16 protein-coding genes and 2 pseudogenes are annotated in these 18,536 nt (G+C 70.4%); 8 read left to right on the forward strand and 10 right to left on the reverse strand.

What is annotated here, in order from left to right; genetic code table 11:
- Together OHA17_RS36085 and OHA17_RS36090 are read right to left on the reverse strand one after the other, a co-directional pair.
- Positions 1-984 carry an ABC transporter permease gene (locus tag OHA17_RS36085; protein ID WP_406509997.1) on the reverse strand — a complete coding sequence of 328 codons (984 nt, stop codon included), beginning with the start codon at positions 982-984 and terminating at the stop codon, positions 1-3.
- Positions 985-1,320: 336 nt separating this feature from the next.
- Positions 1,321-1,833: a carboxymuconolactone decarboxylase family protein gene (locus OHA17_RS36090; protein ID WP_406509998.1), complete on the reverse strand. Its 513-nt coding sequence runs from the start codon at positions 1,831-1,833 to the stop codon at positions 1,321-1,323.
- 207 nt (positions 1,834-2,040) lie between these two features.
- Here OHA17_RS36090 and OHA17_RS36095 point away from each other — a divergent pair, with 207 nt between their 5' ends.
- From OHA17_RS36095 to OHA17_RS36115, 5 genes and pseudogenes are all read left to right on the forward strand, one after another.
- Entirely contained in the window at positions 2,041-2,280 is a 240-nt protein-coding gene (locus OHA17_RS36095) for a hypothetical protein (RefSeq protein ID WP_053730629.1), read from the forward strand.
- Entirely contained in the window at positions 2,280-2,654 is a 375-nt protein-coding gene (locus OHA17_RS36100) for a hypothetical protein (RefSeq protein WP_053730628.1), read from the forward strand. The genes OHA17_RS36095 and OHA17_RS36100 overlap by 1 nt, the downstream gene beginning before the upstream one ends.
- Before the next feature lie 155 nt (positions 2,655-2,809).
- Positions 2,810-4,378 carry an oleate hydratase gene (locus tag OHA17_RS36105; RefSeq protein WP_406509999.1) on the forward strand — a complete coding sequence of 523 codons (1,569 nt, stop codon included), beginning with the start codon at positions 2,810-2,812 and terminating at the stop codon, positions 4,376-4,378.
- Between the two features lie 102 nt (positions 4,379-4,480).
- Entirely contained in the window at positions 4,481-5,110 is a 630-nt protein-coding gene (locus OHA17_RS36110) for a TetR/AcrR family transcriptional regulator (protein WP_406510000.1), read from the forward strand.
- Between the two features lie 115 nt (positions 5,111-5,225).
- Positions 5,226-7,275: pseudogene (locus OHA17_RS36115) on the forward strand (HelD family protein).
- Between the two features lie 32 nt (positions 7,276-7,307).
- Here OHA17_RS36115 and OHA17_RS36120 read toward each other — a convergent pair.
- Together OHA17_RS36120 and OHA17_RS36125 are read right to left on the reverse strand one after the other, a co-directional pair.
- Positions 7,308-8,018 carry a response regulator gene (locus OHA17_RS36120; protein ID WP_406510001.1) on the reverse strand — a complete coding sequence of 237 codons (711 nt, stop codon included), beginning with the start codon at positions 8,016-8,018 and terminating at the stop codon, positions 7,308-7,310.
- Positions 8,015-9,226 carry a sensor histidine kinase gene (locus tag OHA17_RS36125; RefSeq protein WP_406510002.1) on the reverse strand — a complete coding sequence of 404 codons (1,212 nt, stop codon included), beginning with the start codon at positions 9,224-9,226 and terminating at the stop codon, positions 8,015-8,017. The genes OHA17_RS36120 and OHA17_RS36125 overlap by 4 nt, the downstream gene beginning before the upstream one ends.
- Positions 9,227-9,375: 149 nt before the next feature.
- Here OHA17_RS36125 and OHA17_RS36130 point away from each other — a divergent pair, with 149 nt between their 5' ends.
- Complete coding sequence (locus OHA17_RS36130) at positions 9,376-10,950, forward strand: nitrilase-related carbon-nitrogen hydrolase (RefSeq protein ID WP_406510003.1); 1,575 nt, start codon at positions 9,376-9,378, stop codon at positions 10,948-10,950.
- 63 nt (positions 10,951-11,013) lie between these two features.
- On the opposite strand, the gene OHA17_RS36135 is transcribed toward OHA17_RS36130, so the two are convergent.
- Positions 11,014-12,231: a nitrate/nitrite transporter gene (locus tag OHA17_RS36135; protein ID WP_406510004.1), complete on the reverse strand. Its 1,218-nt coding sequence runs from the start codon at positions 12,229-12,231 to the stop codon at positions 11,014-11,016.
- A gap of 175 nt (positions 12,232-12,406) precedes the next feature.
- Here OHA17_RS36135 and OHA17_RS36140 point away from each other — a divergent pair, with 175 nt between their 5' ends.
- Entirely contained in the window at positions 12,407-13,087 is a 681-nt protein-coding gene (locus tag OHA17_RS36140) for a hypothetical protein (RefSeq protein WP_406510005.1), read from the forward strand.
- Positions 13,088-13,192: 105 nt separating this feature from the next.
- Positions 13,193-13,546, forward strand: coding sequence for a VOC family protein (locus OHA17_RS36145; protein WP_406510006.1), 354 nt, complete (start codon positions 13,193-13,195; stop codon positions 13,544-13,546).
- A gap of 36 nt (positions 13,547-13,582) precedes the next feature.
- On the opposite strand, the pseudogene OHA17_RS36150 reads toward OHA17_RS36145, so the two are convergent.
- The 5 genes and pseudogenes from OHA17_RS36150 to OHA17_RS36170 form a co-directional block, all read right to left on the reverse strand.
- Positions 13,583-13,744 (reverse strand): annotated as a pseudogene (locus OHA17_RS36150) (DUF899 family protein); the annotation flags it as partial.
- A gap of 153 nt (positions 13,745-13,897) precedes the next feature.
- Complete coding sequence (locus tag OHA17_RS36155; RefSeq protein ID WP_406510007.1) at positions 13,898-15,064, reverse strand: glycerophosphodiester phosphodiesterase; 1,167 nt, start codon at positions 15,062-15,064, stop codon at positions 13,898-13,900.
- A 249-nt stretch (positions 15,065-15,313) separates the two neighbouring features.
- On the reverse strand, positions 15,314-15,523 hold the full coding sequence (locus tag OHA17_RS36160; RefSeq protein ID WP_406510008.1) for a hypothetical protein: 210 nt from the start codon (positions 15,521-15,523) through the stop codon (positions 15,314-15,316).
- A gap of 130 nt (positions 15,524-15,653) precedes the next feature.
- The gene (locus OHA17_RS36165) at positions 15,654-17,666 is read right to left on the reverse strand and encodes an ATP-binding cassette domain-containing protein (RefSeq protein ID WP_406510009.1); all 2,013 of its coding nucleotides are present in this window, start codon (positions 17,664-17,666) and stop codon (positions 15,654-15,656) included.
- Positions 17,667-17,724: 58 nt separating this feature from the next.
- Positions 17,725-18,171, reverse strand: a complete 447-nt coding sequence (locus OHA17_RS36170; RefSeq protein WP_406510010.1) for an NUDIX domain-containing protein — start codon at positions 18,169-18,171, stop codon at positions 17,725-17,727.
- Between the last annotated feature and the right edge of the window lie 365 nt (positions 18,172-18,536).

The raw sequence follows: 18,536 nt of genomic DNA on the forward strand, positions 1-18,536 counted from the left end.
TCAACTCACCCTCACCCGGGGGTCGAGGAGGACGGTGGCGATGTCCGCGAGGATCGCGCCGATCGCGGTGAGCGCCGCGGCGAAGGCGGCCGTGGCGACCGCGCCGTGCACGTCGTTCTTGCTGATGGTCTGCACGAAGTACCGGCCCATGCCGTTCCAGCCGAAGATGGTCTCCGTGATGACGGCCCCGGTGAACATGGCCGGGACGCTGAACGCCACGGATGTCGCCGTCGGAATGAGCGCGGTGCGCAGGGCGTGCCGGCGGATCGCCCGGGCCCGGGTGAGACCGGTGGCCCGGGCGGTGCGGACGAAGTCGGCGTTGATGGTGTCGAGCAGCAGCGAACGCTGCGTCAGGTGGTAGCCGACATAGCCCATCAGGGTCAGCGTCAGGGTCGGCAGGATCAGGTGCAGGAAGCGGTCGCCGATCGTCGGCAACAGCCCTTGCACGCCCGGGGAGTTCTCCCCGGCGACGTACAGGAAGTGCAGTCCGGCGTGCTGGTTCAGCCAGATGGCGACGAAGACCACGGCGAGGGCGGCGACGGACGCCGGAACGTTGAACACCACGATGGACACGGCCTGTGTGAGGCGATCGGCCCAGCCGTACTGGCGCGACGCGGTGTACACACCCAGCGCGACACCGATCACGACGGACAGGACCGTCGCCAGGAGTACCAACTCCGCGCTGACGAGCGACCGGTAGCCGATCTCCGAGTTGACGGAGACGCCGGTCGGCGACTTCCCCCAGTCGAAGCGGAGCACCACGGAGGTGAACCAGTCCCACCACCGGTGCGCGATCGGCACCTGCGGGTCCAGGTTGTACGGCGCGAGTGCGCGGTCGATCTGCGCCTCGGTGCGGGCGGGCCGCAGCTCCTTGAAGTTCGACCGCGGGTCGAGGAACCAACTGGCAAGGAAATAGGTCGCGTTGGTGGCCACCACGATCATCAGGAGCCAGCCCGTCGCCTTGCGCGTCACGTAGCGCAGCACGCGAGCCACCTCCTCACCGCACGGGGGAGGTGCGCCTCGGGGGCGCCGGGTCTGAGCGAGGTATGCATGTGCGGTGGAGCCTTCTGGAGGTACGGAACGTGGGCACCGGGGTGCGAGCGCGAGTCTGGTCCGTACCTGGGAGCCGACACCAGGGTTCGGCCGCTGCTGCCACGAGGCCGACATGTGACCGCAGCAAACGGTCCGTTATCGGGGGAATTGCGCGAGCCCGGCACACCTCGCCGTTACGTTCCGAGTGGTGAAGGGGCCGGCTCCGCCGACCCGTTCGGGCCCCGCTGGAAGATCGGGGCCCGAACGGCGATGTCCAAGGCCGGGTTGTCAGTTCCAGGGATCGGTGAAGGACCGTCCGGGCACCGGCTTGGCGATGAGGGCCACGGCGATGAAGAAGTTGACCTGCCCGATGGCGAACATCAAGGTGGCCAGCGCCTTGGGCTCATAGTGCTCGGCCGCCCGGGCGTAGAGCTCGTCCGAGACGCGTTCGCCGTGCGCGGCCGGCTGGAGCACGGCCTCGACGAGCGCGAGTGCGGCACGCTCGGCACTCGTGAAATAGGGCGAGTCCTGCCAGGACGCCACCGACGCGATCCGCTCCTCCGGCTCCCCGGCCTTGCGCAGGAATCCGGTGTGCAGAACGGTCAGGTAGGTGCTGCCGACGATCTGCCCCGCACGGAGCTGGACCAGGCTGATGGTGGCACGCGGCACCGAACCGTTGCCGGTGACCTTGAACAGTGCCGCCGACACCTGGGCCAGCTCGGGCGCGAGCTGCGCGGGGTCCTCGGACATCCGGGGGACCATCGGTACTTCCTCGGTGATCGAGCGAGTTTCCACAACCATCTCCTCAAGGCATGCGCGTTGCTGTCGCTGCTTTGTCGCTGCTTGCTGTCACCGCTCTGACGCATCGCGACGGAGAAATGTGACAGGGCGGCGGGAACGCAGGCGAAATTCCTTCCGCGCCCAGCCCGCCCGCGCCTTTGACCTGCGAAGACTGGCAACTGGCGCCATCCCGTAGCCGAGCAGGTACCAACTAGGTACCATCGAGGTATGCCGTCCTTGAACATCACCTTCACCGACGAGGAACTCGAAGCGGTCCGGGCCGCCGCGGCCGCCGACGGGAAATCGCTCAAGCAGTACGTCCACGACCTGCCCCTGCGCGAGCAGCAGCGCCTGCAGTTCGTCCGGTACGCGCTCTCCTGGGGAGAACAGCAGCGCGCCGAGTTCGACGACGCCTTTCCCGACGAGGCGCCGCCAAGCTCGCGCAGCGAGGGGGTGGACGCCGCCTGATGGTCCTCTACATCGACGTCCCGTGGCTCCTGGACGTCCAGGAGCAGGCTGTCCCGGAAGACGTGAGCGTCGCCGACTACTCGGCCCTGGTCGCCGCGGTCGCCCGCCACAAGACCCGCATCCCCCGCCCGGCCACCGCCGACCCCGAACCCTCCTGGCGGGCGGCGGCCCTGCTGCACACGCTGGTACGTCTGCAACCGCTGCCACACCGCAACAGCCTCTACGCGTGCCAGGTGACGGCCGCCTACATGTACGCATCCGGCGAGGGCATCGACCCGCCGTACGGTGCGATGGTGGATCTCGTACGGGACATCCAGGCGGGGAAGGTGAACGTGTACCAGGCCGCGGACCGCATCCGAGCCTGGCGCATCTGACGGGATGCCAGGCGGTGGGAGCCGTGCCCGATCGCAGCACACCCACAAGTCGGGCAGATCGGATAGAAGGGCGCAATCGCCTCATGTGGCCTATCGTCGGGAACCCGGCGCAGCCCGGGTCCGGGGTTCACAGGCCTGACGAGGGAGAGCGGATCGTGGCGAAGGCGTACCTGGTGGGAAGCGGAGTCGCGGCGCTGTCCGCGGCGGCGTTCTTGATTCGTGACGGCGGGTTCGCCGGACCGGACATCCTTCTGCTGGAGGAGCAGGACCGGGAGGGCGGGAGCCTGGACGCGGCCGGTTCGCCCGAGACCGGCTACACCATGCGCGGCGGCCGCATGTTCGAGATCCACTTCGACTGCACCTACGACCTGCTCGGCTCGATCCCCTCCCTGGACGACCCGTCGAAGTCGGTCACACAGGACACCTTCGCCTTCCACGACGACTTCGCGTGGGACGACCACGCCCGGCTGGTCGACGCGGCGGGCAACGTGGTGGCCTCGCACACCATGGGCTTCTCCGAGCGTGACCGCCTTGAGCTGGTCAAGTGCGTGGCCACCCCCGAGAGCCACCTGGACGGCAAGCGCATCACCGACTGCTTCAGCCCTGAGTTCTTCACCACCAACTTCTGGTGGATGTGGTGCACCACCTTCGCCTTCGAACCGTGGCACAGCGCCATCGAGTTCCGCCGCTACCTGAACCGCTTCGTGCACCTCTTCAAGACGTTCGACAGCATGTCGGGCATCTACCGGACCCGGTTCAACCAGTTCGACTCGATCGTCCGGCCCCTGCTGAAGTGGCTGACCGACCAGGGGGTGACCCTCCAACTCGGCACCCGGGTCACCGATGTGGGACTGGCCGACGGCGACGCGCTCACCGCGACCGGCCTCACCTGGACCAGGGGCGGGAAGAGCGAGGACATCGCACTGGGCCCGGACGACCTGGTCCTGGTCACCAACGGCTCGATGACGGCGAACTCCACGCTGGGCTCCACCGAAACCGTCCCCGCCCTGGACACCTCCGGCTCCAGCGGATCCTGGAAGCTGTGGGAAACCCTCGCGGCCAAACGGCCCGGCCGGCTGGGCAACCCGTCGGCGTTCAACACCTCCGTCGCGAAGTCGACTTGGGAGTCCTTCACCGTCACCACCAAGGACCCCACCTTCTTCAAGCTGATGGAGGAGTTCAGCGGCAGCGAGGCGGGCAAGGGCGGTCTGATCACGTTCAAGGACTCCAGCTGGCTGCTGACCGTCGTCCTCAACCACCAGCCGCACTTCCGCGAGCAGCCCGACGACACCTTCGTCTGGTGGGGCTACGCCCTGTTCCCCGACAGGGAGGGCGACTTCGTCAAGAAGAGCATGGCGCAGTGCACCGGCGCCGAGATCCTGGACGAGGTGCTCCAGCACCTGCGCTTCGAGCAGGGCCCGCAGATCCTGCGGAACTCGATCGTCATCCCGGCCCTGATGCCGTACATCACCAGCCAGTTCCTTGTACGCAGCCGGGGCGACCGCCCCGAGGTCGTACCCGAGAAGTCCACCAACCTGGCGTTCATCGGCCAGTACGCCGAGGTCCCCGACGACGTGGTGTTCACGGTCGAGTACTCGGTACGCACGGCATGGACCGCCGTCGCCGGACTCCTGAACCTGGACAGGCAGCCACCGCCCGTCTACAAGGGCCAGCACAACCCCAGGGTCCTCGTCGAAGCGCTCGAAACCCTGCATCGCCACTGACCGGGCCGGCCGGGGACGCCGGGGGACGTCGGGCCCCCGGGGTGTGTCCGGACCTCCGACGCCCCGGCGGGTCCTCGGGGTCGGGCCACGTACGCTCGTCCCATGGGTAGCGAGATGGGTTTGCGGGAGCGCAAGAGGCGGCAGACGTACGAGGCGGTGTCGGAGACGGCCATCGCGTTGTTCCTGGAGCGCGGCTTCGACAAGGTCTCCGTCGCGGAGGTCGCCGCGGCCGCCGGGATCTCCAAGCCGACCCTGTTCCGGTACTTCCCCGCCAAGGAGGACCTCGTACTGCACCGGTTCGCCGACCACGAGGACGAGGCGGCCCGCGTCGTCGCGGCCGGCCGGGCCGAGGGGGCCGCGCCGTTGCCCGCCCTGCGCGCCCACTTCCGCGAGGGGCTGGAGCGCCGTGACCCGGTGACGGGGCTGTGCGACAACCCCCACGTCCGCGCCTACTACGGGCTGCTGTACGGAACCCCCAGCCTGGTGGCCCGGCTGTACGGGTACCAGGAGCGGTCGGAGCAGGCGCTGGCCGCCGAGCTCGGGGAAGGGCTCGGCGCGCGCATCGCGGCCGGCCAGATCATCGCCGTACGGCGGATCCTCGCGGAGGAGAACTGGCGCCGGATCGAGGCGGGGGAGAGCGAGCGGGCGCTGTACCCGGAGGCGGTGCGGGCGGCGGACCGGGCGTTCGCGCAGTTGGTGGAGGGGCTGGGGGCCGAGTACGGGGAGGGGTGAACCGTCCCGCGGCCCTCCCCGTACCTCTCCCGCTGCCCATTGCGTGCCGGTCAGGCCCGCCCCTTTATTCGTTACTGAGTAAAAAATGTAACCGGGTTGCGTTATTCTGGTTGCCATGAAGCCACTCGACCCGGAACTCGACCACGAGCGGACCTACCACGACACCTGCCGAGCGGCCCTGACCGCCATGACCGAGAGTGCCGGGCATCGCGTCGTCATCGGCGAGAGCGCATTCGCCTCCGGTGCCGACGCCGAGGTGCTCGGCTATCAACTCCGCAGCTGGGCCAAGGAGTTGAGGGAGATGCCGGAAGGTCCGCTGTTCTTCGGGCGGCTCGACTTCGACGCGGCGGCCGACGGTGACCACGCCGGCCAGAGCTACCACATCGGCCGCCGCCGCATCAGCGAACAACCCTCCGCCCCGCCCCTGGTCGTCGACTGGCGGGCACCCGTCTCGCGCCGCTTCTACCAGGCGAGTGCCCGTGCCCCCCCAGGGCGTCGCGGTCCGCCGGCGGTTCGGCTGGGCGCGGGGGAGCTCCGGCGCCGCGGAGGACCTGACCGGGCTTGAGGACGAGCGCCTGGTGGCGGGGGAGGTGCGGGGCGCGAGCGCGATCCTCACCGGGGAGATCGAGCGCCCCCGCGTCGGCCCCATGCGGGACATCGCGGCGACCATCCAGCCCGAGCAGGACGACCTCGTACGCTCCGAACTGGCCGAGTCCGTGTGCGTACATGGTGCCCCGGGCACCGGCAAGACCGCCGTCGGCCTGCACCGCGCGGCGTACCTCCTCTACACCCATCCGCAGCGCGTCCAGCGTCGCGGCCTCCTGGTGCTCGGCCCCAACCGCACCTTCCTCTCCTACGTTCGCGAGGTCCTCCCCGCGCTCGGCGAGTACGACATCCGCCAGTCGACCGTCGACGAGGAGATCGTGCGCGGCACCCGCGGCCGCGAGGTGCGCGCCGTCGACGAACCGGAGGCGGCGGTCGTCAAGCACGACGTGCGGATGGCCGAGGTGCTCCGTCGTGCCCTGTACGGCCGCGTCGCGCGACCCGTCAACTCCCTTGCGCTGCAAGAGGGTTCGTACACCTGGCGGGTCTCCAAGGGGGAGCTCGCGTCGATCGTCGCCGCAGTACGGGCCGAAGCGCCGCCGTACGCCATCGGGCGGGAGCGGGTGCGCAGCCGGGCGGTCCGGGCCATCCAGCTCCAGGCGGAACGGCGGGCCGGGCCCATGAACAACACCTGGCTCCAGAAGATCACCAGGGCGCGTCCGGTGACCGGGTTCGTCGACACGGTGTGGCCGAAGGTGAAGCCGGAAGAGGTCCTGTCCGAGCTGTTCACGGACCCCGACGCGCTGGCCGGGGCGGCCGGCGGCAGCCTCGATCCGCAGGAACAGAAGGCGCTCCTGTGGGCGAGGCCGCCGCGCTCGTGGAAGTCCGCGAAGTGGTCGGCGGCCGATCTGGTGCTGCTCGACGAGGTGGCGGGCCTGATCGAGCACCCCGAGGGGTACGGGCACATCGTCGTCGACGAGGCGCAGGACCTGTCCCCGATGCAGTGCCGGACGATCGCTCGGCGCGCGGTGTTCGGTTCGCTGACGGTGCTCGGTGACCTGGCCCAGGGCACGACCCCGTGGGCGGCCCGCGGCTGGTCCGGGCAGCTCGCCCACCTGGGCAAGCCCGACGCCGAGGTGGTGCCGCTGACGACGGGGTTCCGGGTGCCGGCCGCGATCGTGGAACTGGCCAACCGGCTGCTCCCCGCGCTCGACGTGGACGTGCCGTCCGGTCAATCCCTGCGCAGGGACGGCGAGTTGAGCCGTCGGAATGCCGCGTCGCCGCAGGAGCTTGCCGAAGCGGTGATCGATGCGGTGCGGGCGGCCCTGTGCCGGGAGGGCTCGGTCGGCGTGATCGCGGCCGACCGCGACGTGCCCGCCCTGAGCGCGGCCCTGGAGTCGGCCGGCCTCGACGCGGCGGCTGCGGCACGGGTCGCGCTGCTGCCCGCGACGCTCGTCAAAGGCCTCGAATACGACCACGTGGTGGCTGTCGAACCGGCCGAGATCGCGGCGGCCGAGGAGCGCGGCCTGCACCGGTTGTACGTGGTCCTGACGCGGGCGGTGTCCGGCCTGGAGATCGTCCACAGCAGGCCGCTGCCCAGGGAGTTGGAGCCGGTGGGGTGAGTTCGGTGATGCCGGGGACCGGGCGGCGTAGGTCAGGTCCCCGGCGGCATGCGGACGACCGCGGCAAGGCCTTCCTGGTGGGCGAGCAGGGCGGCCTGGACCCGGTTCTCCAGGCCGAGCCGGGTCAGGATGCGATTGACGCGGCTCTTCACGTTCCCCTCGCTGAGGCCGAGGGCCGAGGCGATCCGGGCGTTGGACAGCCCCCGGGCCACCAGCACCAGGACCTGGAGTTCGCGCTCGGTCAACAGGGCCGCGAGCTCGCCCTCGCGCGGAGCGGGAGCCGGGGCATGCGGCAGGAGGGCGGCCGGCAGGGCGGTGACGGTGTCGATGAGGCGGCGCGTGACACTCGGAGCAAGCACGGCCTCTCCGTGGGCTGTTGAGCGAATGGCCTGGGCGAGCTGGTCGGGAGGGCTGTTCTTCAGCAGGAAGCCGACGGCCCCGGCGCGCAGCGCGGCATGCACGTACTCGTCGAGGTCGAACGTGGTGAGCACGAGGACCCGCGGAGCCGGACCCGGCCCGGGCCAGCACGTGGTGATGCGCCGCGTGGCCTCGACGCCCGTCGTGCCGGGCATGCGGACGTCCATCAGCACGACGTCGGGCCGGACCTCGACGGCGCGCGCGACGGCCTGCTCCCCGTCGGCCGCCTCGCCGACGATCGACAGGTCTTCACGGCGGTCGATGACCAGGCGGAGACCGGTCCGGACCATCTCCTGGTCGTCGACGAGCAGTACTCGGATGGTCATGCGTCCGCCTCCGCCGGTCGGGGCGGCTTCGCGAGGAGAACCGCGTGCAGTCGCCAGCCGCCGTCCTCGCGCGGCCCGGCCTCCAGTACGCCGTCGAACGCCGCCACGCGCTCCCGTATGCCGATGAGCCCGCGTCCGGTCCCGGGGACGGGCTCGTGCCCCGGTGGCGCCGGGTCGTTCGCGACCTCGATCGTGACGCGGGAGTCGTCGCCGCCCACGGTGACCTGCACGCCGACGGGACCGGCGTGCTTGATGACATTCGTCAGTGCCTCCTGGACGATCCGGTGGGCCGAGACCCGCAGCCCCGCGGAGAGCGCGGTCCCTGCCCGGACCCGCGACACATACGTCACTCGGCAACCCGTCGCCGTCGCCGCGTCGATGAGCGGTTCGAGGTGGTCGAGGGAGGGTTCGGGCGCGAGCTCCCGTTCGCGGAACGACAGCAACCCGAGGACGCGCCGCATCTCGACGAGCGCGGTGTCGGCGGTCCGCGCGATGAGACCGACGCACTGCACGGCCTCGGCGGGGCCGGATCCGGGCGCCATGACGTCCTCGGCGGCTCGCGCCTGAACGGCGATGGCACTGACGTGGTGGGCCACCACGTCGTGCAGGTCCCGGGCGATGCGGGCGCGCTCGGTGACCACCGCCTGCCGGGCGTTGAGTTCCTGCTCGGTCCACAGGCGTCGATTGAGCTCTCGCAGGCGTTCCGCGTCGGCGCCGATCCTGCGTCTGCCGCACCCCAGCAGCCAGGCGAGGGCGAAGAAGAAGACGAAGGTCGTGGTGCTGATCGGCTCCAGTGATCCCAGGCGCGGTACTTCCCAGTGCCCGGTGAGCGCATCGGCGGCGGTGGTGGACGCGAGGCACAGCAACGTCCCGAGGAGGCTCGCCGGGACCGGCGCGTAGCGGGCCGCCGCATACACGCCGATCATGAGCAGGAACGGGCCGGGTACGCGGCCCTGGATGGGACCGAGTACCTGGAAGGCCACGTAGAGGCAGGTCATCGCCGCCAGCACGGCCGGCGGACGCGTCCGCCGCCACAGCAGCGGAACGGTCTGCGCTCCCCACAGAGCCACTCCCCAGCCGGCCGGCTCCGGAGTGCGGTCCAGCACGGTGGCCACGTCGAACAACGTCAGGCCGCCGCCCAGCGCGACGTCCAGGAGTCGCGGCCGGTCGGCTATCCATCGCCGCGCGGCTCGTGGCGCGGCTTTCATGTTGATGACCATCTCGGTCCGTCAGGCTAGACGAACGGGGGCGCCGAGCGGATCGTCCCTCGGTCGTGCATCGATAGTTGCGTGGGTGCGCGGGAGATCGCCGTGGAGACGGAGGTGCCACGGGCAGACGCCCGCCTAGCGTTCTCGCCATGACGAACCTACCGCCGGCGAATCCCCTCGCCGCCTCGACGGCACAGCCTCCCCAGGATGCAAAGCCCACGATCAACTCCCGCAAGAATCAAGGGAGTTCGTCGCTTTCCCGATACGGTCTGCTGGCGCTCGGCACGGGCACGATGCTGTTCGCCGTGGGCGGCCGGTGGGACATCGCTGCCGCGGCCTGGATCTTCCCCGTGCTCCTGCTGCGCTTCGCCCGCCAGAGCCGAGTGTGGTCCGCGATGTCAGGGATCTGGCTGGCACACATCGCTGCCGCCGTCTTCTGGATCCAGGAGTCGAAGCTGGGCTTCAACCCGGTCGCCATCGTCGGCGCGATCGCGCTCGCCGCCCTGCAGACGCTGCCGTTCCTGGCCGACAGGCTGCTCGTCGGCCGGTTGCGTCCGGCGGTGGCGGCCCTCGCCTTCCCCGCGGCTTTCGCCGCCACCGAGTTCCTGATCACCCTGGTGACTCCGCTCGGCACGGCGTACGGCTGCCTGGCCGTCACGCAGTACGGCGACCTCCCGCTTCTGCAGGTCGTCTCGGTCACCGGGCCGTGGGGGATCGGCTTTCTGATCGGCTACTTCGCGAGCACCGCCAACCGGATCTGGGAGCGGCCCGCGTGGCGCAGCGGCCTGGTCTACGGGACGGTGCTGCTGACCGTCGTGCTCGCCGGCGGGGCCCGGCTCGCCTTCGGCCCGTCGGCGGGAACCACCGTGCGGATCGCCGGGGTGAGCCCCGGCCGGACCGTGACCGACGCCCTTCAGAGCACGCTCGGGCGGATCGACGGCGGGCCGGCCGACATCGCCGCCGCGCCCGCCTCGCAGGTGGAGCCCGCGATGACCGCCGTCGAGAACGACCTGCTGGCATCCACCCGGCGCGAAGCCGCAGCCGGAGCGAAGATCGTGATCTGGCCCGAGGAGGCCGTCAGGACCCAGGAGTCCCACGCCCCCGCCGCCATCGCGGCCGCACAGGAGCAGGCCCGCCGGTCCGGGATCTACCTGGAGATCGGCGTCCGCGTCTACAGCACGACCGCCCCCGCCTTCGGCCGCGACGAGGCACTGCTCATCGCCCCCCAAGGGAAGGTGCTGTGGACCTACCAGAAGGCGCACCCCATTCCCGGCTCGGAGAGGTACACGCCGGGCGACGGCCGAGTGCCCGTCGCGGACACCCCGTACGGCCGCATCGCCAATGTCATCTGCTACGACGCCGACTTCCCGGCGATGATGCGTACGCGGGCCGACATCATGCTCGTCCCCTCCGCCGACTGGAAGGAGTACGGCGCCGCGCACACCGCGAAGGCGAGTCTGCGGGCCATCGAGGGCGGCTACTCACTGGTGCGGCAGGACGCGCAGGGGGTTTCGACCGCCTACGACAACATGGGCCATGTCCTGGCCACCACCGACTACTTCACGACGGGGCAGCAGACGACGGTGGCCCATGTGCCCACGCACGGCACCACCACGATCTACGACCGGATCGGAGACACCTTCGCCTGGCTCTGCCTGACCGCAGTGGCCGCGCTGACGGCCCTGGCGGTGGCCCGATCCCGTCGCCGTACGACCGGCGGCTGAGGTATGAGTCCCAACTGAGGTCAGGGCCCGGGGGGATTAATCCCCCCGCCAAGGAGGGCGCTCTCAGTCGACGGGGCGGCTGGTCCTCATCCGCGCGTATGCGTACACGCACCCCGCCAGCGCCAGGTCGGACAGGAGCATGAAGCCGATCGAGTACGAGCCCTTCGCGCTGTAGATCGCGCCCATGACCAGCGGCGGCACGAAGCCGCCGAGGCCGCCCATCGCTCCGACGATGCCGGTCACGCTGCCCACTTGGGGCTGCGGTGTCACCTGGGAGACCAGGGCGAAGACGCTGCCGCTGGCGGTTCCGAGTCCGGCGCCCATGCACAGCAGGGCGATGGTGCCGCCGGGGTACAGCGTGGGGTCGAAGGCCTGCACGATCGCGAGCAGGGCGACCACGCCGAGTGCGGCGGCCGTGACCAGTGCCGGGTGGACGCGGTCCGAGAGCCAGCCGCCGATCGGCCGGAAGACGACCGTGGCCAGGGCGAACCCCGCCGCCTTGGAGCCCGCGTCCGTCGGCGACAGCTCGTACCAGGTCTTGAGATACGTGGGCAGGTACACGCCGAACGCGACGATTCCGCCGAACCCGATCGCGTACAGCGCGGACAGTTCCCACGTCACGCGCAGCCGCCCCGCCTGCCCGAGCCGCGATGCGAGCGAGGCCGTCGGCACGGGCCGGTCCGGCCGATCGCTGATCAGCAGCGCCGCCAGCACGGCGTACGCGGCGAGGGCCACGGCCACGACGACGAACGGCAGGTGATAGCCGTGCTTGGCGATCCGGGGCGTGAGGTATCCGGAGAGGGCCACGCCGCCCATGCCCATGCCGAACACGCCGAGCGCGAAGCCCCGTTTGCTGGGCGGGAACCACGAGTTGACCAGGGGAATGCCGATCGCGAACGTCGTGCCGCCCAGGCCGAGGAGGAAGCCGACCACGAGCATCAGGCCGTAGCTGTCCCGTGCCGGAATCAGGAGGAGGACCGGCACGATGGTCAGCGCGGCCATCAGAGGGAACATCAGCTTCGCGCCGTAGCGGTCGGTCAGCGCTCCCACCGGAATGCGCCCGAGCGAGCCGACGAGCACGGGGACGGCCACGAGCAGCGACTGCTGCAACGAGCTGAGGTGCAGCCGGTCCTTGTAGTCACCGGCCAACGGCGCGATCAGGTCCCACGCCCAGAACGTCAGAGTGAACCCGACCGTCGCCGTCACCAGATTGCGGTACGCGGCGGCAGAGGGTTTCAGATCGCTGTGCGCGGCGGCGGAGGGCTTCGCAACAGTGTCCACGTCCCCAGTCAAGGCGCCCGCCGGATTCCGGGCTCGCCGGACTGCGCCGTACGAGGTACCTCCGTGCGCGGGCCGATTCACCCCGTTCAGGCCGGCCGACGCCCTGCCTGACCTGGTCCGCGCGCCCGCTAGGCTCGATCGCGCACTTGGCGACACCGTCCCACGGGGGTACGAGATGACGATTCGGCGTCCGGGCCTGCCCGGCGACCTGCCGCGGCCCGAGACCCTCTGGGCGCGCTGGGGCCTGCTCGCGGTACTGGAGGCGACGGCCGAGGGCGAGGAGACGCCGTCGGTGCACCGCACGGGCTGCTGGATCGACGCCGGCGGCCTCCACCTCGACGACTGCGGCTGTACGTGGTGGACGCTGGCCCGGACGGGCGAGGGCCGCTTCGTGCTCTATGGGGAGGACGAGTCGAGCGACGTCAAGTGGCACGAGCCCGCCATCGACATGCTGGCCGGCGCCCCCGACTGGCTCCCGCACGACAAGCTCCGCGACCTGCTCGAAGGGTATGAACTCGGCTGCGTCTACTGGTACGAGGACGGCACCTGGTCGCGCGCCCCGTACCCGCAGGACCTCGACGACGACGGTCTGGACTGCGGGATGAGCCGATTCGTCGACCGGGACGACGTCGTACGGGCCATGGACCTCGGCGACAACGGCGGTGTCGCTCCGACGACCGTCCTGGACCGAGCCGAACGGTATGAGCTGACCCCTCAGGCGCTGGAGTCCTTGGTCGCCGCCTCCGCGTACGACCACTGGGATCTCCCGGCCATGCTGCGAGCCCTTCACCTGACGGGCCTGTCGGGTGAAGGGATTGATTCTGACGTAGCGTCAAGTAGCTTGCGAGCGACCTGAGTTGGTGGCTGTCGCGCCGTGCCGACGACGTGCTCCGCCCGAGGGGCCACTTCGCATTGGGTAGCGTGAGGGTTCCGCACGTTCCTGCGTCCCACGGAGTGGCTCATGCACGTTCGCCGGATCGTCCCCAACTTTCAGTCCGAGGGGCAGGCCCTCGCCGAGAGTTCCGACTTCTACGGTGTGCTCGGCTTCGAGGAAGTGATGAACCACGGCTGGATCGTCACCCTCGCCTCCAGGGACAACCCCGCCGTGCAGTTGAGCCTGATGACCAAGGACCGGACGGCCCCGGTCATGCCGGACGTGAGTGTCGAGGTCGAGGACGTCGACGCGGTGCACCGGGCGATGGTGGACCGCGGCGCCGAGATCGTCCACCCCCTGACGGACGAGGAGTGGGGCGTCCGCCGCTTCTTCGTCCGCGACCCGAACGGCCGGGTGATCAATGTGCTGAGCCACTCCTGAGCCGTCCGTCGTGGGCGGCGCGACCGAACCACATGCGTTGTAGACGATCAGCTGAGCCTTGCTGTCGAAGATGTCCGCCAGCCGGACCGGCCCCTCCTCGCCTTCGAGGGTGTAGTCGGGCATCTCGACCATCGGCAGCCTGCGGCGCTGGGCGGCAATCGTGTCGAGTTGCCGAGTGGCGGCCTTCTCCTGCACGCGCGCAGCTCATCGTGCGGGGAGCGGCCACACCCATGGTGAGGCGCCCCGGACGACGTGCACCCGAGGACACGCCTCGGGCGCGTCGATCGTTCCCCGCCCGCATGAGTACGAGGGTGGGTGGGAGCCGGGCAGTGGTCCGGGGCGCGGGGCGGGTCAGCGGCGGCGGAACTCCTCGGCGGCCAGCAGCGCGGTGTCCGGGTCGTCGGAGAACAGACCGTCGATGCCGGTCGCGAAGAGCGCCTTGAAGTACGCGAGCGCGTTGCCGTAATCGCCGGGGTTCTTGCCGACCCGGAAGTCCAGCGGCAGGAAGCTGTTCTCGTTCCGCACGGTGTACGGGGTGAGGAAAAGGCCCGCGGCGTGCGCGTCGCGGACGAGGGTGGTGGGCTTGCCGAGTTTGCCCTGGTCGTCCTGCGCGATGATCTGCGGCAGCCAGGGGCCGATGCCCTGGGCGAAGCCGGCGATCCACTTGAGCCCCTCGGGCTTGAGGAGGTCGGCGGTGGTGCGCGGGTCGCCGGACTCGACGAAGTCAGCGGGCCTGACGGACGGTTCGTCGAGCAGGACGGTCTTGGGGCACTTCACGCCCAGTGCGCTGAGCCGCTTGAGGCTGCTGGGCTCGAAGGACTGCAGGATGTTCGGAGCGTGCGCGGTGTGCCGGCCGTAGCGGCGCAGCAGCTTGGCGAGCGGCTCCTCGATGCCGAGGCCCAGCTTGCGGAAGTAGGTGGGGTGCTTGGTCTCGGGATAGATCCATATGGGGCGGCCGCGGCGGCGGCCCTCGCGCTCGGCCCACTGGAGGACCTCTTCGAAGGTGGGCACCTCCCAGCGGCCGTTGTACATGGTGTTGTGTTGGCGGACGTCGGGGATGCGCTCCTTGGCGCGCAGGGTCTTCAGCTCGGCGAGCGTGAAGTCCTCGGTGAACCAGCCGGTGATCTTCGTGCCGTCCACGGTCTTGGTGGTCCTGCGGCCGGCGAACTCGTGGTGGTCCGCGACGTCGGTGGTGGCGGAGATGTCGGGCTCGTGCCGGCAGACCAGGTGCCCGTCCTTCGTGGGCACGAGGTCACCGGCCTCGATGACGTCCGCGCCCATGTCGAGGGCGAGTTGGTAGGAGCCGAAGGTGTGCTCCGGACGGTAGCCGCTGGCGCCGCGGTGACCGATGACGAACGGTACGGGCAGCTTCGCGGGCGCCCCGGCGGGCGTCGACCGGTCCGCCGTCCCCGTGCCGGCCGCGTTCGCCTGTCCCGCTCCGGCCAGTACCGCCGCTCCGGTGCCCAGGGCGGCGGCTCCCAGTACCGCCCGCCGCCCCGGCTCGTGCCGCTTGTCCATGCCCGCGCTCCTTGCTCTGTGTTGGGCCCTGAACTGCCCGATGGAGATCCGGGCATTTCAGGGTTTTCCGGTGCATCAACCTGCTCCGGGAGACCACTTCACACGCCTCCCGGAAGCACCTTGATCGTAAGCGCGGGCGGCTGAGGCCGAGGAGGCGCAGGGGGTTACCGCGAGGAATGGACGGTGGGAATGGCCGGGTCGGGAAGGCGGCTCGGACAGGGACTACGACGGTGACCAGGACAGCCGGGCTCATCTTCCGCAGATCGACACGAGCGTCGCGACCACGACCGTCCCCGTGGCGAACCCGGCCATGACAGAGCGCAGTATCTCCAGCCGGAGGTCCGTCAGCCGCTCGGGCTCACTGAGGCAGTGGTTCGCCCGCTCGCCCCGCGAACTCCCCAGCCAGTACACGTCCGGCAGCTCAGCATGGACGGGCTTCGACTCAGACAGTTGGTCCACGATGCGTTAACGCCCGCTGCCCGATCCGGGCAACGACGTGCAGGCGGACCGCAACCCAACCGCAATCGTGCGCCCGGGCCCGGGCCCCGGCTCGGGCAGTCGCCGAGCGGGCGGGCCGGATTCGGCGTGGTCACGTCGGCTCCGTCTCCGGGGCGCTCGCGGACAGGTAGCCGGCGGCCTGCAGGGCGAACATCTCCGCGTATTCGCCGCCGAGGCTCATCAGGTCCCGGTGCGAGCCGGATTCGATGATCCGGCCGCGCTCGAATACGTAGATCGTGTCGCACTCGACGACGGAGGCGAGCCGGTGCGAGATGAGGACGGTGATCTGGTCGCTGCGGCGGTCGCCCCTCAACACGGCCTGGTACACGGCATGTTCGGCCCGGGGATCCATGCTGGCCGTGGGCTCGTCGAGGAGCAGGACGGGGGCGTCCTTGTACAGGCCGCGCGCCACCGCGACCTTCGCCCACTGGCCCTCCGACAGCTCCTCGCCGTTCTTGAACCGCTTGGACAGGACCGCACTCCAGCGGTCCCGCAGCGCCGCGATCACCGTCTCGGCGCCGCTGGCCCGCACCGCCGCGAGGGCCCGGGGCGGGTCGGCCGCGGTCAGGGTGCCGCGGGAGACGGTGATGTTGGCGAGGGCGCTGAACGGGAAGTGGACCGGATCCTGGAGGACCATCGCGACGCGGGACTGCAGCGACTCGCTGTCCATGGTGGTCACGTCCACGCCGTCCCAGCGGATCGCTCCGTCGCCCACGTCGTACAGGCCCGCGAGCACCCGGGACGCCGTCGACTTGCCGCTGCCGTTGACGCCCACGAAGGCGACGGTCTGGCCTGCGCGGAGCGTCATCGAGACCTGGTCGAGCGCGGGGCTCTCCTTGCCGGGGTAGGTGTAGGTGACGTTGTCCAGGCGGACCTCCTTGACGGTGGTTGGCGCCTGAACTCCGGTACGTCGGGGCAGCATCGTGCGACACCGCGCCTGGAAGGCGAGCAGGTCGTCGACCCACATGGCGTGCTCATACACCAGGTGGGCCACGTCGACCACCCTGACCAGGGCGGACCTGCTGTTCTGGATGGCCAGGACCGCGCCCGCTCCGACGCCCAGCGGCAGCCATCCGTGGATGAGCATGGCGCCCAGGACGATGTAGGTGACCGTGGTGCCGAGACCACCCGTGGTCCGGCCGAGCAGTGAGAGACGGGCGGAGTGCAGGTCGAGGCGGGTGTCCTCGGCGGCGACGTGCCGGGTGAGGCGGAGGTGCTCGTCCAGCAGGGCCCGCTGGGCGGTGTTGGAGCGCAGCTCGGCGGCGGAGTCCCGGTCGAAGAGCAGCCAGGAGAACACCTGGATGCGCCGCTGGAGGGCGTTCCACCGGCGGAAACTGTGGAAGCGCGCCCGTGCCGCGCGGACCGCGGCGACGCCCACCGGCACGACGGACAACGGCAACAGCAGGATCAGCAGGGGGTGGAGCACGGTGATGACGCCGGCGGTGCCCACCAGGCCGAGCAGCGCGGCGGCGAGACTGACGGCCTGTCCGACGATCTGCCGCGAGTAGAACAAGCCCCGGTCCCTGGCCCGGTACGCCTCGTCGTGCCAGTCGGCGTCGTCGACGACCTCAAGGCGGACGTGCGCGGTCAGCTCCAGAAGCTCGGTCTCCAGGGCGGTACGGATCTTCGGCGTGAGCCGGGCCTGGGCGACCGAGACGCCGTACTCCAGCAGGGCGCGCAGCGACAACAGGCCCACCACGAGGGCGAGTTGGGGGACCGCTGCCCGAACCCGTCCGGGGGTCGGACCGGCCGCGAACAGATGCTGGGCCACCCCCACGGTGGCCACCAGGCCGAACGCCGTCATCGCCGCCGCGGCCATCTGCAGCACGGCCAGCCGTACCGTCGCCCCGCGGTCGGCCTGCCAGGCGAGCCTCCCGACCTGCTTCAGGATGGCGGGGAGGCGCCTGAGGATCTGCCCGACCGACGCCTTGGCGGCGGCGCCGTCGTAGACCGCCCAGTACGCCTCCTTCATGCCGTCCACGATGTCGTCGCCATCGGCGGCCGGGGCCAGGGCAGCGGGAGGCAGATCAAGGAGCTCTTCCCGAGGGCGCGGGATGGTGGCCGCGTCGCCGCTGGTGCTGTCACATCCGTCCGCGTCGGTCATGCTCGCCCCCTCGTCGTCGTAGCCCTGCCCGCCGCCTGCGCAAGCGGCTGTGTGCGGCTCATGCGCCCCACCCCATGGAGGAGTAGAGGCGGTTGGCGGCAATGGAGGTGAGTGCCACGGCGGTGTAGTCGACGAGCGGGCTGGGCAGCGACGAGGTCGGATACCACCCCAGTGCGACGCAGCGGTCGGGCTCGCAGATCTTCGGCGTGCCCCGGTAGTCGAGGACGCGGAAGAACAATTGCATGCGCGGGGTGCTGCCGGCGGCGTTGCCGCGGTAGTGGAGCACGTGGACCAGGCGGAGGTCCTGGCGGTCGATGAGCACGCCGAGCTCCTCGCCCGCTTCCCGGACGGCGCACTCCGCGGCCGACTCCGCTTCGAGATGCCCGGCCGGCACGTGCCACTCCCGAGCCGCGAACCGGGCGTTGGGGGAGCGCTGTTGGAGGAGTACCTGTCCAGCCTGCTCGAACACGAGATGAACGCCGACGATGTTGGGCTGGGTTCGCATGGAGCTCCTCCGAAAGGCATCAGTGCGGACAGGTGCTCGGAAAACTTGCCTGTCGGGTCATGCGTAACGGTGAAGGCCGGGCGAACTATCGCCCGGATGTTCCATCCCGCCCCGGAGGTCCGTACTGCCGGGCCGGAACCTCGTGATCTTGAGTTCGAACCACCCCTGGGGGTGTGGTCACCTGATTCAGTGATTGCGTTTCTTGAGTGGAGCGGCTTGGCGGCGGGCGCTGAAGGCGTCGCCGAACCGGATGCCGACGGAGAAGTTGAACTCGGCGGGGCGGAGCCGCTCTTCCGCTTCTGCGCGAGGGCCCTGGACGGCGTTCGGGAGCAGGCCGACCGCCTCATTGAGTCCTCGCGCAGGCA

Origin of the sequence: Streptomyces sp. NBC_00212 (assembly GCF_045206365.1) — a bacterium.
Taxonomy (GTDB): domain Bacteria; phylum Actinomycetota; class Actinomycetes; order Streptomycetales; family Streptomycetaceae; genus Streptomyces.

Coding starts and splice junctions, on each gene's coding strand:
- OHA17_RS36090 (WP_406509998.1), bottom strand. CDS start 1,833: ATGGTTGTGGAAACTCGCTCGATCACCGAGGAAGTACCGATGGTCCCC.
- OHA17_RS36095 (WP_053730629.1), top strand. CDS start 2,041: ATGCCGTCCTTGAACATCACCTTCACCGACGAGGAACTCGAAGCGGTC.
- OHA17_RS36100 (WP_053730628.1), top strand. CDS start 2,280: ATGGTCCTCTACATCGACGTCCCGTGGCTCCTGGACGTCCAGGAGCAG.
- OHA17_RS36110 (WP_406510000.1), top strand. CDS start 4,481: ATGGGTAGCGAGATGGGTTTGCGGGAGCGCAAGAGGCGGCAGACGTAC.
- OHA17_RS36120 (WP_406510001.1), bottom strand. CDS start 8,018: ATGACCATCCGAGTACTGCTCGTCGACGACCAGGAGATGGTCCGGACC.
- OHA17_RS36125 (WP_406510002.1), bottom strand. CDS start 9,226: ATGAAAGCCGCGCCACGAGCCGCGCGGCGATGGATAGCCGACCGGCCG.
- OHA17_RS36130 (WP_406510003.1), top strand. CDS start 9,376: ATGACGAACCTACCGCCGGCGAATCCCCTCGCCGCCTCGACGGCACAG.
- OHA17_RS36140 (WP_406510005.1), top strand. CDS start 12,407: ATGACGATTCGGCGTCCGGGCCTGCCCGGCGACCTGCCGCGGCCCGAG.
- OHA17_RS36145 (WP_406510006.1), top strand. CDS start 13,193: ATGCACGTTCGCCGGATCGTCCCCAACTTTCAGTCCGAGGGGCAGGCC.
- OHA17_RS36155 (WP_406510007.1), bottom strand. CDS start 15,064: ATGGACAAGCGGCACGAGCCGGGGCGGCGGGCGGTACTGGGAGCCGCC.
- OHA17_RS36165 (WP_406510009.1), bottom strand. CDS start 17,666: ATGACCGACGCGGACGGATGTGACAGCACCAGCGGCGACGCGGCCACC.
- OHA17_RS36170 (WP_406510010.1), bottom strand. CDS start 18,171: ATGCGAACCCAGCCCAACATCGTCGGCGTTCATCTCGTGTTCGAGCAG.